Source organism: Pseudomonas sp. KH_021, from assembly GCF_057838865.1.
The window spans coordinates 4681039-4695263 of the sequence record NZ_CM174477.1; the positions used below are offsets into that span (position 1 = coordinate 4681039).

At 58.2% G+C, this 14225-nt stretch carries 17 protein-coding genes; 2 read left to right on the forward strand and 15 right to left on the reverse strand.

Annotation, left to right across the window (positions count from 1 at the left end):
• Positions 1 to 25: 25 nt before the first annotated feature.
• A complete protein-coding gene (locus tag AC3IX4_RS21580) occupies positions 26 to 664 on the reverse strand; it encodes a TetR/AcrR family transcriptional regulator (RefSeq protein ID WP_489257402.1) in 639 nt (212 codons plus the stop codon).
• 72 nt (positions 665 to 736) lie between these two features.
• On the opposite strand from AC3IX4_RS21580, the gene AC3IX4_RS21585 reads away from it, so the two are divergent.
• Entirely contained in the window at positions 737 to 1879 is a 1143-nt protein-coding gene (locus tag AC3IX4_RS21585) for an aminotransferase class V-fold PLP-dependent enzyme (RefSeq protein WP_489257403.1), read from the forward strand.
• Positions 1880 to 2089: 210 nt separating this feature from the next.
• Here AC3IX4_RS21585 and AC3IX4_RS21590 read toward each other — a convergent pair whose 3' ends face one another.
• The 13 genes from AC3IX4_RS21590 to AC3IX4_RS21650 form a co-directional block, all read right to left on the reverse strand.
• A complete protein-coding gene (locus tag AC3IX4_RS21590; RefSeq protein WP_489257404.1) occupies positions 2090 to 2869 on the reverse strand; it encodes a TatD family hydrolase in 780 nt (259 codons plus the stop codon).
• Positions 2870 to 2883: 14 nt separating this feature from the next.
• Positions 2884 to 3240: a PilZ domain-containing protein gene (locus AC3IX4_RS21595; RefSeq protein WP_489257405.1), complete on the reverse strand. Its 357-nt coding sequence runs from the start codon at positions 3238 to 3240 to the stop codon at positions 2884 to 2886.
• Between the two features lie 40 nt (positions 3241 to 3280).
• On the reverse strand, positions 3281 to 4267 hold the full coding sequence (locus tag AC3IX4_RS21600; protein ID WP_489257406.1) for a DNA polymerase III subunit delta': 987 nt from the start codon (positions 4265 to 4267) through the stop codon (positions 3281 to 3283).
• Positions 4260 to 4892: a dTMP kinase gene (gene tmk, locus AC3IX4_RS21605; protein WP_489257407.1), complete on the reverse strand. Its 633-nt coding sequence runs from the start codon at positions 4890 to 4892 to the stop codon at positions 4260 to 4262. The genes AC3IX4_RS21600 and tmk overlap by 8 nt, the downstream gene beginning before the upstream one ends.
• Before the next feature lie 19 nt (positions 4893 to 4911).
• The gene (mltG, locus tag AC3IX4_RS21610; protein WP_489257408.1) at positions 4912 to 6057 is read right to left on the reverse strand and encodes an endolytic transglycosylase MltG; all 1146 of its coding nucleotides are present in this window, start codon (positions 6055 to 6057) and stop codon (positions 4912 to 4914) included.
• Between the two features lie 3 nt (positions 6058 to 6060).
• Positions 6061 to 6876, reverse strand: coding sequence for an aminodeoxychorismate lyase (pabC, locus tag AC3IX4_RS21615; RefSeq protein WP_489257409.1), 816 nt, complete (start codon positions 6874 to 6876; stop codon positions 6061 to 6063).
• Positions 6876 to 8120, reverse strand: a complete 1245-nt coding sequence (gene fabF, locus AC3IX4_RS21620; RefSeq protein ID WP_489257410.1) for a beta-ketoacyl-ACP synthase II — start codon at positions 8118 to 8120, stop codon at positions 6876 to 6878. Before fabF ends, pabC begins: the two co-directional genes overlap by 1 nt.
• Before the next feature lie 111 nt (positions 8121 to 8231).
• Entirely contained in the window at positions 8232 to 8468 is a 237-nt protein-coding gene (gene acpP, locus AC3IX4_RS21625; RefSeq protein WP_048362943.1) for an acyl carrier protein, read from the reverse strand.
• Between the two features lie 195 nt (positions 8469 to 8663).
• Positions 8664 to 9404, reverse strand: coding sequence for a 3-oxoacyl-ACP reductase FabG (gene fabG / locus AC3IX4_RS21630; protein WP_489257411.1), 741 nt, complete (start codon positions 9402 to 9404; stop codon positions 8664 to 8666).
• 17 nt (positions 9405 to 9421) lie between these two features.
• Positions 9422 to 10360: an ACP S-malonyltransferase gene (gene fabD / locus AC3IX4_RS21635; RefSeq protein WP_489257412.1), complete on the reverse strand. Its 939-nt coding sequence runs from the start codon at positions 10358 to 10360 to the stop codon at positions 9422 to 9424.
• A 126-nt stretch (positions 10361 to 10486) separates the two neighbouring features.
• The gene (plsX, locus tag AC3IX4_RS21640; protein WP_489257413.1) at positions 10487 to 11497 is read right to left on the reverse strand and encodes a phosphate acyltransferase PlsX; all 1011 of its coding nucleotides are present in this window, start codon (positions 11495 to 11497) and stop codon (positions 10487 to 10489) included.
• Positions 11498 to 11500: 3 nt separating this feature from the next.
• Entirely contained in the window at positions 11501 to 11683 is a 183-nt protein-coding gene (gene rpmF / locus AC3IX4_RS21645) for a 50S ribosomal protein L32 (protein ID WP_010223221.1), read from the reverse strand.
• A 13-nt stretch (positions 11684 to 11696) separates the two neighbouring features.
• Positions 11697 to 12224, reverse strand: coding sequence for a YceD family protein (locus AC3IX4_RS21650; RefSeq protein ID WP_489257414.1), 528 nt, complete (start codon positions 12222 to 12224; stop codon positions 11697 to 11699).
• A gap of 103 nt (positions 12225 to 12327) precedes the next feature.
• Between AC3IX4_RS21650 and AC3IX4_RS21655 the strand changes: the two genes are divergently transcribed.
• Entirely contained in the window at positions 12328 to 12906 is a 579-nt protein-coding gene (locus AC3IX4_RS21655) for a Maf family protein (protein ID WP_489257415.1), read from the forward strand.
• A 311-nt stretch (positions 12907 to 13217) separates the two neighbouring features.
• On the opposite strand, the gene AC3IX4_RS21660 is transcribed toward AC3IX4_RS21655, so the two are convergent.
• On the reverse strand, positions 13218 to 14201 hold the full coding sequence (locus AC3IX4_RS21660; protein WP_489257416.1) for a S49 family peptidase: 984 nt from the start codon (positions 14199 to 14201) through the stop codon (positions 13218 to 13220).
• Positions 14202 to 14225 lie beyond the last annotated feature (24 nt).

The window sequence follows — 14225 nt, forward strand, 5'->3', positions numbered from 1 at the left end:
AGCACTAATAGGTCGAGCGAATGGCTCAAGTGCCGGAAGTATCGGGATCTCGCTTGCGCTTATTGCCCATGCGAACACCGATATCCATCAGGAACTGAAAGAAGCCTTCTTGATCTTCCAGCACATTGCTCCAGAACGGCGAGTGGTACAACGCCACCGCGCCATGCACCAGCGCCCAGGACGCACAGTAGTGGAAGTACGGTGGAACGTCTTCCAGTTTGCCTTCGCTGATACGCCCCTTGATGAGCAAGGTGAGGTGTTCGAAGTTCGAAGCGCGGATCGAGTGCAGTTCCTCGACCATTTCAGGCACCTGGTTACCCTTGACCACCTTTTCTTCCAGGCGATCGAACAGGCGGTAGCGCTGCGGGTCACGCATGCGGAATTCAAAATAGGCGCGCGACAGGGCTTCCTTGTCACGGTCGACATCGGCCGAATGGAGCAGCTCGTTCAAATCACGCTCGTAATCGAGCATCAGGCGCAGGTAAATCTCCGCCTTGGACTTGAAGTGCTTGTAGATCGTGCCTTTTCCGATACCTACGGCATCAGCGATCATCTCGACGGTGACGCTGTCTTCACCCTGTTCGAGAAACAGCTTGAGCGCGGTATCGAGAATTTCTTGCTCTCGGCGACGAAACTCACGGACCTTACGAGGTTCTTTCTGCATAAGAAGGACTGGATCAAAATCGAAGCGGAGTATTATGCCTAACTTGCGCCAAATTGCACGGATCATCCAACCATGTCTATGTTTCACGATGAGTTCGAACACGCTGAGGGATTGCGATATTTGAACCATGCGGCGATCGCACCCTGGCCCAAACGCAGCAGTGAAGCGGTCCGCCGCTTCGCCGAGGAGAACGCTTTACGGGGGGCGCGCGACTATTCAGACTGGATGCAGATGGAGCATCGATTGCGCGAACGGCTGATGCGCCTGACGAATGCACCATCAACGGATGACATCGCACTGGTCAAAAACACATCAGAAGCCTTGTCATTTGTCGCTTTTGGCCTGAACTGGCAGCCCGGCGACCAAATCGTCATCAGCGACGAAGAATTCCCCTCGAACCGAGTCGTCTGGCAAGCGCTCGCCACTCAAGGCGTAGAGGTCGTGCAGGTCAGCCTGGCCAACAGCGACCCTGAGGGAGCACTACTGGCAGCCTGCGGCGCTCGCACCCGACTGCTCTCCATCAGTGCAGTGCAGTTTACCAGTGGGCTACGCCTCGATCTGGTGAAGTTAGGCCAAGGCTGCCGCGGCCGCGACGTGTTGTACTGCATCGATGCTATCCAGCAACTGGGCGCCCTACCCTTCGATGTTCAAGCCTATCAGTGCGACTTTGCCATGGCCGACGGCCACAAATGGATGCTTGGCCCTGAAGGCCTGGGCGTGTTCTATTGCCGCGAGGCCATGCGCCCACAGCTCAAGCTGAGCGAATATGGCTGGCACATGCTTGAACACATGGGCGATTACACCCGCACCGAATGGGAGCCCGCCCAAAGCGCACGACGCTTTGAGTGCGGCAGCCCCAATATGCTGGGCGCAGCGGCGCTTGAGGCCAGCCTGTCACTGTTAGAGGACGTGGGCATGGAAGCAGTAGCCCAACAGTTGGAGAAACGAGTGCAATGGTTGCTCGAAGGCCTCGAGGGTATTCCCGGAACTGTTATCCACAGCCCTAGAGAAGTGCATCGTCGCGCCGGGATTGTCTGTTTCAGTATCGATGGCATTGATAACCGTGCGCTCTATGAACGGCTCAAGGCTGAACAGGTGATCTGTGTCCTTCGCGGGCCGGGAGTCAGATTTTCACCGCACTTCTACACAAAAAGTCGTGTAATCGACGAAACACTGGCCATTATCAAGAAAATCGCAGGGCAGGTGATTACCTGACAGACTTGCGGGTATTCCAAATCTGTTTAAAAAACAGCCACCCCATAGTGGAATCACGCCAAGACTCGCCGATACTTCAAGTGTTGGCGCGGCATACCCCCCCAAGTGACGCGCCGATAAAGGTGTCCAAGGAACGCACACCTTTGTTTTACTCCTAATGGTCTTAACCCGGATTCACCCCCCAGAACCCGGGTTTTTTTTGCCTGCGATTCAAGCCCTGGCCAGAGGGAACAGCCGCCTGAAGTTGGCCGTGGTCTGTTCGGCAAAGCGCTCGAAAGGCTCCCCACGGAGCATGGCAAGATACTCGGCGACCTCCCGAACGTACTGGGGCAAATTGGGCTTGCCGCGATAGGGGATAGGCGCGAGATAGGGAGAGTCGGTCTCTACCAGCAAGCGATCAGCCGGCACCTGACGCGCCACATCGCGCAAGGCATCGGCATTGCGGAAGGTGACGATGCCAGACAGTGAGATGTAAAAGCCCAGGTCCAGCGCTGCCTTGGCCATCTCCCAGTCTTCGGTAAAGCAATGCAGCACCCCGGCCTGGGGTAGCGCAGCTTCGCGCAGCAGCGCCAGCGTGTCGGCACGCGCCGCACGCGTATGAACGATGACGGGTTTGCCGGTGATCCGAGCCGCCTGCAGATGCAACCTGAACGAAGCCTGCTGCAGTTCAGCCGCCTCGGGTTCGTAGTGATAGTCCAGACCGGTTTCGCCGATGGCCACCACCTGCGGATGATTCAATTCTTGCAACAACCAATCCAGCGCAGGTGCGACGCCAGGCTCGAGGTCCAGCGGGTGAATACCCACTGAACAGTCCACATCGTCATAACGCTCTGCCAGGCCTTTGACGGCCGCCGCATTGTCGGCACTGACGCCGATGCACAGAAAATGGCCGACGCCTCGCGCTCGAGCAGCCTGCAGGGCAGCATCAAGGGAGCCTTGATGCTCGGTCAGGTCAAGGCGATCCAGGTGGCAATGGGAATCTACAAGCATGGCAAGATTGACTACTACATTGTATGAGTGGGCCGATCGGATTTCAGAGCCCCGACCAGATAGGTTTCGATTTTGTCGCGAGCCGTCGTGTCGCCTTCATTGAATTGCACACCTACGCCAGCAGCCCGGCCGCCTTGAGCCCCTTTGGGTGTGATCCAGGTCACACGACCGGCCACTGGAATTTTTTCCGGCTCATCCATCAGGCTCAGCAACATAAACAACTCATCACCGAGCTTGTAGCTTTTGGTGGTGGGGATGAACAACCCACCATTCTTGATAAAGGGCATGTAGGCGGCATAGAGCACGGCCCTGTCCTTGATGGTCAAAGACAGGATGCCATTGCGCGGGCCGGGACTGACAGGTTGGTTCACAGGCGCTTCCTCGTTGCGACCGACTACCTGGAAACTTTGCCTAACGCTGGCCCGGCAACGCAGCCCAGGACACCAGCAAGGCCTCCAGCAACAACACACGGTTAAGGTTGGCCTTGGCCAATACCTTCTGCCGCTGGACGAGAATCCAGTCCTGAATGCTCAAGACTTTGTCTTGCGCGCTTTTTTGCGCCAGGTATTGCACGACCTTGCGCATATCCCCCAAGCCTAATCCCTCTTCATCCTGCGTCAACTGGTAGCGCAGAATGAGATTGGACCAATCGCAGAACCAGTCGAACAGCAACAGCAGCGGGATCGCATTCCAGGCTTCGGCGAGTTGGCTGGCAGACTGTTGCTGCTTGAGCAGCTTCTTCACCCCATCGACGACCAGCGCACGCTGCTCGCGCACGCCCTGGGCCTGCAGGGCAACCGCTGCCAGTGGCGACCCAGCCGCCAAGATTAACAGTTCGATGCGCTCGGCTTCGCTGCAGTCGGGTAAGGCATTTGCCAGCCACTCAAGGCTTTGAGCCGTGCCCGGCAGTGGGCAGGCCTGCTGCACGCAGCGGCTCTTGATGGTCGCCAGCAAACGGCTGGGCTGATGACTCACCAGCAATAGCACCGTGTTGCCGGAGGGTTCTTCCAGGCTTTTGAGCAAGGCATTGGAAGCGTTGATATTCATCGACTCGGCAGGCTCGATCAGGACCACTTTGCGCCCGCCCAATTGGGCCGTTTGGACGACGAAGCTCACCAGATCACGGACCTGATCAACCTTGATGGCCTTGTCCGCCTCTTCCGGCTCAAGCACATAGTTGTCCGGGTGGCTGCCGGCTGCCAGCAACATGCACGACTTGCACTGCCCACAGGCCTCATGGCCCTCGGGCCGCTGGCAAAGCAGTAACGCCATCAAGCGCTCGGCCAGCGCCCGCTTGCCGATGCCTTTTGGCCCATGCAGCAGATAGGCATGGGCATGCTGTGTACGCCCGGCCAGTTGCTGCCACAACGGCGCCTGCCAGGGAAATGCTTCAGCCATGAATCCGCCCAAGAATCTGCGGAAGCAGAGCGTCCAGCGAGCGCTGGACCTGCTCTAATGGCAGCGAGGCGTCGACCAACGTATATCGAGCCGGCTGGGCGGCAGCCCGTTCCAGATAAGCATTACGGACCGCCTCAAAGAACGGCCGGCCTTCCTGCTCGAAGCGATCCAACCGCCCGCGAGCACTGGCCCGGGCCAGGCCGACATCAACGGGCAGATCAAACACCAGCGTCAGGTCAGGGCGCAGATCACCTTGCACGAACTGCTCCAGCATCGCGATGCGCGCCACCGACAGGCCACGTCCGCCGCCCTGATAGGCGTAGGTCGCATCGGTGAACCGATCACAAAGCACCACCGCCCCACGCGCCAATGCCGGGCGAATGACTTCGGCCAAATGCTGGGCACGCGCCGCAAAAACCAACAATAGCTCGGTGTCGGCGTCCATTTTTTCTTCGCTGGGCGCCAACAGCAATTCACGAATGCGCTCAGCCAGCGCAGTGCCGCCCGGCTCCCGGGTCAGCACCACATCAACGCCCGCCGCACGCAAATGCTCAGCCAGGTATTCGCGATTGGTGCTCTTGCCCGCGCCTTCGGGGCCTTCCAGGGTGATAAACAAGCCAGTCACAGGCAGTCCTTAATATGGGTTATTGCGTATTTTGCCCAGACGCTTCGTCTGAACGGGCAGCCGGCGCCGGCTCTGATTCCGGCTCCGGTTGCGCGCCACTGCCCGCAGGCGGTGCATCATTGCCATCGGCATCGGGTGCAGGGCTTGAACGATAGTCGGCCCGACGCTTGAGCTGATATTCGCGAACAGCGGAGTTATGGGCATCCAGGTCATCGGAAAAGATGTGACTGCCATCGCCGCGCGCAACGAAGTACAAGCTGCTGCCAGAGGCAGGATTGAGCGCCGCATGTATCGCCTCGCGCCCTACCATCGAAATGGGAGTGGGTGGCAAGCCGGCAATGACATAGGTGTTATAAGGCGTTGACTCACGCAAGTCCCCACGCGTGAGCTTGCCGTTATAGCGCTCACCCATGCCATAGATAACCGTTGGGTCGGTCTGCAGCTGCATGCCGATCTGCATGCGGCGCACAAACACGCCGGCGATTTGCCCTCGCTCCTGCGGTACACCGGTTTCTTTCTCGACCAAGGACGCCATGATCAGAGCCTGATAAGGGTCGCTATAAGGCGCCTTGGACGAGCGTGCGTTCCACTCCTTGGCCAACACCTCTTCAAGGCGTGAATAGGCCTTCTGAAGCAACTCGACGTCTGTCATGCCGCGGACGTAACGATAGGTATCGGGGAAAAACCGCCCTTCCGGGAAGACGCCCTTATGACCCAGTTTTTCCATGACTTCGGTGTCACTGAGATCGCTCAGGGTTTGCTCAAGCTTTTCCTGCTTGGCCAGCGCGGTCCGCAATTGGCGAAAATTCCAGCCTTCGACCAGGGTCAGGCTGTACTGAACCATTTCACCGCGTTTCCACACGCCCAGCAGATCGCGAACGGTCATGCCCGGAGTCAACCGATACTCACCTTTGTGCAGCGGCTGACCGGCGAGGTTGAAACGCCAATAAACGCGCAACCAGAAAGCATCATCAATGATGCCATTGGCCTCCATCTGGTAGAACACACGGGTCGGCGTCGATCCCTTGGGCACATCCAGCAATTGTTCCTGGGGCAAAATCAAGGCCTGTTCCACGGCCGACTGCATTTTCCAGGCAGCCACCCCTAATATCAGGCCTGCCAGAATGAGGCCTGTTTCCAGCAGCACCAAGAATTTACGTCTCACAACTCAAGTATCCAATAGCGCGCGGGCAATGTGCTGAAGTTTACGGGTGACGGGACCCGGCGACCAGTTTAGTGAAGCGTAGGCGCGAACGGGCCAGACGCCGTACACGCTATTGCAGACAAAGACTTCGTCTGCCTGTTCCAAATCCGACAACGTTAGCTCGACGATGCTCACCTCCATGCCCAGGTTCGATGCCTGCTCCAGCAGCGCCGCACGCATGACGCCCGCTACGCCACAGCGGCCAAGATCTGCCGTTAGCAATTGCCCATCCCTGACCAGGAAGAGGTTGCTGTAGACCCCTTCGATCAAGCGGCCCTCCGTATCCAACATCAACCCTTCGGCATGTTCGCTGTCTTGCCATTCAGCGCGAGCCAGCACTTGTTCGAGCCGATTGAGGTGCTTGAGGCCAGCCAACAATGGCTGCAGCGCCAAACGTGTCTTGCAGGGATAAAGTCGTACGCCCAATTCGGCGTGACTGGCCGGGTAGGCAGCAGGAGGGCTGGCCTGCAGGATTCTGCGAGCCGGTGCATGAGGATCGGGGGCATAGCCGCGTTGACTGTCGCCACGGGCCAGGATCAACTTCAGTACGCCCTCACCCATCAGGCGGGCAAAAGCGCACAGCTCACCACGAACGAGCGCTGGGTCCGTGGCAATACCCAGACGCTGGCAACCCAGCGCCAGGCGTTGCAAATGCAACTCCAGCAACAGCGGATGACCGTCCTTGACGGCGATGGTTTCGAACAACCCATCGCCGTAGGCCAGCCCCCTGCTTTTCAGCGAGAGGGCATCAGCCGGTTGACCATCGACCCAACCTTGCATCAACCGACGAACCGGCTGAACACCAGGGAGCCGTTGGTTCCGCCAAAACCGAACGAGTTGGACAGCACCACATCGATCGGCATATTGCGTGCTTCATGAGGCACGAAGTTGAGATCGCAGCCTTCATCAGGTTCATCAAGGTTGATGGTGGGCGGCGCCACTTGGCCATTGATGGCCAGCACACTGAAAATCGCCTCCACCGCCCCGGCGGCACCCAACAGATGGCCTGTCATGGACTTGGTCGAGCTGACTGCCAGCTTGTAGGCATGATCGCCAAACACCGACTTGATCGCCTGCACTTCAGCCAAGTCGCCTGCAGGCGTCGACGTACCGTGGGCGTTTATGTAATTCACCTGACTGGCATCCATGCCCGCATCGCGCAAGGCATTGACCATGCAACGCGCAGCACCGGCGCCGGACTCTGGTGGAGAGGTCATGTGGAACGCATCACCACTCATGCCAAAGCCAACCAGCTCGGCATAGATGGTTGCGCCACGAGCCTTGGCGTGCTCGAGCTCTTCAAGCACAAGGGCTCCTGAGCCATCGGAAAGCACAAAGCCATCACGACCCTTGTCCCATGGACGGCTGGCGCGGGTAGGCTCGTCGTTGCGAGTCGACAAGGCACGCGCAGCACCGAAGCCGCCCATGCCAAGGCCACAGGCTGCCATTTCGGCGCCACCGGCAATCATCACATCGGCTTCGCCAAAAGCGATATTGCGGGCCGCCATGCCAATGCAATGCGTACCCGTGGTGCAAGCCGTGGCAATGGCATAGTTAGGCCCCTGCACACCCAGGTGGATGGACAGAAACCCTGAAATCATATTGATGATGGAGCCAGGAACGAAAAACGGCGAAATACGCCGCGGCCCTTGATCGTGCAAGGTCCGACTGGTTTCTTCGATATTGGTCAGGCCGCCGATACCCGAGCCCATGGCGACGCCAATGCGCTCACGGTTGGCGTCGGTGACTTCCAGACCGGAATGGCGCACGGCCTGAAAACCGGCTGCCAGGCCGTACTGGATGAACAGATCGAGTTTGCGGGCTTCCTTGACCGAAAGGTATTCGTCTACCTTGAAGTCCTTGACCGAGCCGCCAAAACGGGTGGAGTAGGCAGAAAGGTCAGTATGCTCAATCAGACCAATGCCACTGCGGCCAGCCAGAATGCCCTGCCAACTGCTCGGCACATCCGTACCCAGTGGCGACAGCATACCCATACCAGTGACCACAACGCGTCTACGCGACACAGCACTCTCCTTATTCTCTAAACGACGCCAGGCATCTCGTCTAAAGAAAAAACCGCACGCCAGCTAAGGCAGTGCGGTTTTTCCATGACAAGAAGCGACGATTACAACGTCTTACGCCTGGTGAGCGGTGACGTAATCGATAGCTGCTTGAACAGTAGTGATCTTCTCGGCTTCTTCGTCTGGGATTTCGGTCTCGAATTCCTCTTCCAGAGCCATCACCAGCTCAACGGTATCAAGGGAATCGGCACCCAGATCTTCAACGAAGGAAGCAGCATTGGTCACTTCTTCTTCTTTAACGCCCAGTTGCTCGGCGACGATTTTCTTGACGCGTTCTTCGATGGTGCTCATACCTTGTTTTCACTCCTAATGGACATAAGTCAGGCAGCTGGCCGGTGTGTAAGTTTATAGAAAGGGCTTGGCTTTTCAAGCTGAAAGCGTCGCACCTTCTTCACACCCACCCGCTGCCTAGAATTTGATTGCAGCTTTATAACGGATTTTAGACAGCTCGTATGACATTTTTTTGAAGCAATCCGTCACATTCAATTACATGTACATGCCGCCGTTGACCGGAATTGTAGCGCCTGTGACGTACCCTGCACCTTCCGAAGCCAGGAAAGCGACCACATTGGCGATCTCCTGGGCCTGGCCCAGACGGCCCAGCGGGATCTGGGTCAGCAGTGCATCACGCTGAGCTTCCGGCAGTTCGCGAGTCATGTCGGTATCGATGAAACCAGGCGCTACCGAGTTGACTGTGATTGCACGGGAACCGACTTCACGCGCCAGAGCGCGGCTGAAGCCTTCCAGACCTGCCTTGGCGGCAGCATAGTTTACTTGGCCGACGTTGCCCATGGCACCCACTACCGAGCCGATACTGATGATACGACCCCAGCGTGCCTTGGTCATGCCGCGCAGCACCGCCTTGGACAGACGGAACAGACTGTTGAGATTGGTATCGATCACGTCGTACCACTCATCGTCTTTCATGCGCAGCATGAGGTTATCGCGGGTGATGCCGGCATTATTGACCAGGATGGTCGGCACACCGAATTGCTCCTGGATGGCAGCCAGGGTTGCAGCCACGGATTCGTCGCTGGTGACATTCAGCTCAAGGCCAGTACCGGTGATACCGTGCTCCTTGAGGGTGGCAGCGATGCGCTCGGCACCGGATGCCGAGGTGGCGGTACCGATGACGGTGGCGCCCAGGCGACCCAGCTCCAGGGCGATGGCTTGACCAATGCCACGGCTCGCACCAGTGACCAGTGCAACTTTACCTTGCAGGCTCATGCAAGCTTCTCCTTGATTCAGGCCAACGCTGCGCGGGCGGCAGCGAAAGCGTCTGGGGTAATGAGGTTATGAGTGACAACGCCTTCAGCGCAGCGCTTGTTCAGGCCTGCAAGGACCTTGCCCGGGCCGCACTCGACCAACTGAGTGGCGCCTTGGCCGGCCAGATACTTGACCGACTCAACCCAACGCACCGGCCGGTAGAGCTGCGCCAACAGGTCGCGCTTGAGGGTGTCCAGATCCTGGGCCTCGGTCGCACTGACGTTCTGCACCAACGGAATCTGCGGCGCCTGCCAGGCAATGGCGGCAACAGCATCGGCAAATTTTTCAGCAGCCGGCTGCATCAATGCACAGTGCGACGGCACGCTGACCGGCAAAGGCATGGCGCGCTTGGCACCCTTGGCCTTGCACAAATCAATGGCACGTTCCACAGCCGCCTTGGCACCGGCGATGACCACCTGGCCTGGCGAGTTGAAATTGACAGCGCTAACGACTTCACCTTGCGCAGCTTCAGCGCAGGCCGCCAGCACATCAGCGTCTTCCAGCCCCAGGATGGCAGCCATGCCACCCTGCCCGGCCGGCACGGCTTCTTGCATCAATTGACCCCGACGCTCGACCAGCTTGACCGCATCAGCCAGCGTGATGCTGCCAGCGGCGACCAGAGCGCTGTACTCACCCAGGCTATGGCCGGCGACGAAGGCAGGACGCGCACCACCCCCTGCCAACCACAGACGCCACAAGGCAATGGAAGCCGTGAGAATGGCTGGCTGGGTTTTGTCGGTTTGATTGAGTTGCTCTTCCGGGCCCTCTTGGGTCAGGGCCCAGAGGTCATAGCCCAGAGCCTCGGAGGCCTCCTGGAAGGTTTCGATGATCAGAGGATACTGAGCACCCAATTCGGCGAGCATGCCGAGCGATTGCGAACCTTGACCGGGAAAGACGAATGCGAGGGATGCAGACATTGAACAAGCCCCTAGTGATCTTGTCGGCGAAATAAGAGCGAGCAGCCTGGCTGCTCGCAAGAAACTCTCAGTTGGATGGTTATGAAAACCATGCGGTCACATTTAACCACTTCCGGCCGAATATGACTAAAGCAACAGATCTTCAAGACGACCATGCAATCGCTCGGGCAAGTTCTCCTGAATCTCGATCAAAGCGCGATTGATAGCACTTTGAAAGCCCTGCACACCTGCCGAGCCATGGCTTTTCACGACAATGCCCTGCAAGCCCAGAAAACTGGCGCCGTTGTGTCGCGCTGGGGCCAGATCGGCCTGCAGGCGCTTTAGCAACGGCATTGCAACAGCCCCAGCGAGTCGCGACGCCAGATTGGCCTTGAACAAAGCCTGAATGCGCGCAGCGATCATGGTCGCCAGCCCCTCACTGGACTTGAGCAGGATATTGCCGACAAAACCATCACACACCACTACATCTGCCTCGCCGCGATACACGCCATCGCCCTCGATAAAACCGATGTAGTTTAACCCTCGCGCGCCCTGCAACAGGCTGGCCGCGAGCTTGACCTGCTGGTTGCCCTTGATGTCCTCGGTCCCTACGTTGAGCAATGCGACCCGCGGCCGGGAAATACCCAACACCTGCGCCGCGACAGACCCCATCACCGCGAACTGATAGAGATTCTCTGCACTGCAATCCACGTTGGCACCCAGGTCCAGCAACTGGCAATACCCCGCCTGGGTCGGGATAGCAGCGACCATTGCCGGGCGATCAATGCCCGGCAAGGTTTTCAACACGTAACGCGACAACGCCATCAATGCGCCGGTATTCCCGGCACTCACGCACGCCTGCACCTTGCCATCGCGCAGCAACTGCAGCGCCACCCGCATAGAAGAATCAGGCTTGCCACGCAAAGCCTGGGAAGGCTTTTCGTCCATGCCAATGACTTCGCTGGCGGCTACAATCGTCAGGCGCGAGCGATCCGCTGCCGACTGGCCAGCAATCAATTCTTCAAGAAGGGAGGGTTGACCGACAAGGGTCAGGTGCAGCGAGGGAGTAGCATTAATGCAGGCAAGACTGGCCTGAACAATGTTGCGGGGACCGAAGTCCCCGCCCATTGCGTCGATCGCGATGATCTGAGCGGACAAGGATTACTCGTCAGCGCCCTTGTCGATCACTTTACGACCACGGTATACGCCTTCTGGCGATACGTGGTGACGCAGGTGCACTTCACCAGTGGTTTTCTCTACGGACAGAGCGTTCTCCGAGAGAGCGTCGTGCGAACGGCGCATATCACGGGCAGAGCGGGATTTTTTGTTCTGCTGAACAGCCATAATTGATTAACTCCTAAACGTTTGGGTCACGCTTTAACTGCGCCAATACACTGAACGGGTTGGACCGTGTTACCTCGTCCTTGCTCGGTTCGGGCTCATCGGCGCCCGCCGGCTGCTGGCATTCTTCCGGATGATGAGCAGGCACGATGGGCAAGGCGAGCAAAAGCTCCTCCTCGACCAAGGCCTGCAGATCCAAAGGATCTTCGCCCAGTTCCAGCACGTCATAACCTTTCGGTAACGACTGGGTATTCGCACCCTCCTTCACCACAGCGTAAGTACTTTCGCTGTGGATCGGCAGGGTGACCAGCTCAAGACAACGCTGGCAAACCATTTTGACTTCGACATCCAGCTCGCTGTGAATAACCACAGCTTTCTGCTCATCTCGTTCAAAAACGAATTTAGCCTGCACCCTTCCGACATTGTCAGAAAGCGGGTCGCAGAGTCTCTCCAAGTCGGCAAGTAGCAGCGAACCTTCGAAGGTTACGCCACGATCGGCCAATTTGCGCGGGTCAACGTGAGGTGGAATCGGGTCATTCAACATAGGCGCAGCATTCTAGGGATGACCCCTGTCTCTGTCAAAGGAAATTAGGCCCAACCGGGCATGTGATGGAGCTAGAATCAGGTTACACGCACAGGAGTTACCCATGCTACCGCTGTTATTGGCCTCAAGCTCCCCCTATCGCCGCGAACTGCTGACGCGGCTGCGCCTGCCTTTTACCTGCAGCTCACCGGATATCGACGAACGGCGCCTGCCCGACGAAGCCGCTGTCGACCTGGTCAAACGCCTGGCCCGCGAAAAAGCCCAGGCCCTGGCTGCCAGCCACCCCAGCCACCTGATCATCGGCTCCGATCAGGTCGCAGTGCTGGGCGAGCAGATACTTGGCAAACCCCACACCTTCGACAAGGCTTGCGAGCAACTGCTGGCGGCCAGTGGCAACCACGTCACCTTCCTCACAGGCCTGGCGCTGCTCAACAGCGCCAGCGGCCAGTGCCAGGTGGACTGCGTGCCATTCACGGTCAATATGCGCGAGCTGGACCTGGCGCGCATCGAGCGCTATCTGCACGCGGAGCAGCCCTACGACTGCGCAGGCAGCTTTAAAGCCGAGGGCCTGGGGGTGACACTGTTTCAATGCACGCACGGCCCTGACGCCACCAGCCTGATCGGTCTGCCGCTCATTCGCCTGGTCGATATGCTGCTGGCCGAGGGCGTGCAAATCCCCTGAATACCAAAAACCGGCGACATGCCCGCAATCATCAAACGCAATGCATCAGGTAAACCGCAGCGCCTTCATCGCGGCTAAAGCCGGCTCCTACACCACCGACCGATGTAGGAGCCAGCCTTGCAGGCTGTGTGAAAACTCCGACAAAAGTCGACCCACTCAAAAAACGACCTCCTGTAATCGCGTACACGCGACGATCGACTAGTCGGGAGGGGGTCAAGTACCCCCTAAATCAACCAAATTTTGAGTTTTCACACAGCCTGCTTGGCTGCGATGGCATCACCGCGGTTATCAGCTAGACCGCCAAGCAATCGTCAGCGCAGGGATGGACCCTGAAAGCCCATCCACATCGCCAGATGCTCGGCAATACTTGCCCCCAGGCGCTTGGAAAAGCGGTCAAAGGGAGATTCTTCGATCGTAAAGTCAACCAGGTTTTTCTCCCCGACGACATCCCGCGCCACAAAACTTGCACTGCCCAGACCGTCGACCAATCCAAGCTGCAGCGCCTGCTCACCCGACCAGACCAGGCCCGAGAACAATTCCGGGTGCTCCTTGTCTTTCAGGCGATCGCCGCGCCCCTGCTTGACGCTGGCGATGAACTGGCGATGAGTGGTGTCCAGGACGCCCTGCCAGAATTTGGTTTCTTCAGGCTTTTGCGGCTGGAAAGGATCCAGGAACGACTTGTGCTCACCCGAGGTATAGGTACGCCGCTCGACGCCCAACTTCTCCATGGCACCAACAAACCCGTAACCCGCCGCGGTCACCCCAATAGAACCCACCAGGCTGGCCTTGTCCGCATAGATCTGATCGGCAGCGCTGGCAATGTAATACGCACCCGACGCACCGAGATCACTGATCACCGCATACAGCTTGATGTCAGCGTGCTCTTTGCGAAGGCGACGAATCTCGTCATAGACATAGCCAGACTGCACCGGACTGCCACCCGGGCTGTTGATACGCATGATCACAGCCTTCGTCTTGGGGTCTTCGAAAGCCGCGCGCAGACTGCCGACGATATTGTCAGCACTGGCCGCCTCCTTGTCGGCGATCACGCCACGCACCTCGACCAGCGCCGTATGACTGGAACTGCGAGCAGCCGCTTTATCGATATCCATGAGCGGCGAAAACAGAGCGAACACGCCAAACAGGTAAATAAAGGTCAACAGCTTGAAAAAAATACCCCAGCGACGCGACCGACGCTGTTCCTGGACACTGGCCAGCAACGTCTTCTCCAGCAGCTGCCAGCTTTTATCGTCACTGTTTTTTTCGGCGCGGGGCGCCTTCCACTCATCCGACATATTCACCTACCCTGGAATACGAAT

Bases quoted from the DNA above. Each gene is read 5' to 3' on its own strand.
- AC3IX4_RS21650 (WP_489257414.1), bottom strand. From the start codon at position 12,224: ATGTTGAATGACCCGATTCCACCTCACGTTGACCCGCGCAAATTGGCC.
- rpmF (WP_010223221.1), bottom strand. From the start codon at position 11,683: ATGGCTGTTCAGCAGAACAAAAAATCCCGCTCTGCCCGTGATATGCGC.
- fabD (WP_489257412.1), bottom strand. From the start codon at position 10,360: ATGTCTGCATCCCTCGCATTCGTCTTTCCCGGTCAAGGTTCGCAATCG.
- AC3IX4_RS21585 (WP_489257403.1), top strand. From the start codon at position 737: ATGTCTATGTTTCACGATGAGTTCGAACACGCTGAGGGATTGCGATAT.
- AC3IX4_RS21655 (WP_489257415.1), top strand. From the start codon at position 12,328: ATGCTACCGCTGTTATTGGCCTCAAGCTCCCCCTATCGCCGCGAACTG.
- AC3IX4_RS21600 (WP_489257406.1), bottom strand. From the start codon at position 4,267: ATGGCTGAAGCATTTCCCTGGCAGGCGCCGTTGTGGCAGCAACTGGCC.
- AC3IX4_RS21590 (WP_489257404.1), bottom strand. From the start codon at position 2,869: ATGCTTGTAGATTCCCATTGCCACCTGGATCGCCTTGACCTGACCGAG.
- AC3IX4_RS21580 (WP_489257402.1), bottom strand. From the start codon at position 664: ATGCAGAAAGAACCTCGTAAGGTCCGTGAGTTTCGTCGCCGAGAGCAA.
- acpP (WP_048362943.1), bottom strand. From the start codon at position 8,468: ATGAGCACCATCGAAGAACGCGTCAAGAAAATCGTCGCCGAGCAACTG.
- pabC (WP_489257409.1), bottom strand. From the start codon at position 6,876: ATGCAAGGTTGGGTCGATGGTCAACCGGCTGATGCCCTCTCGCTGAAA.
- AC3IX4_RS21660 (WP_489257416.1), bottom strand. From the start codon at position 14,201: ATGTCGGATGAGTGGAAGGCGCCCCGCGCCGAAAAAAACAGTGACGAT.
- fabG (WP_489257411.1), bottom strand. From the start codon at position 9,404: ATGAGCCTGCAAGGTAAAGTTGCACTGGTCACTGGTGCGAGCCGTGGC.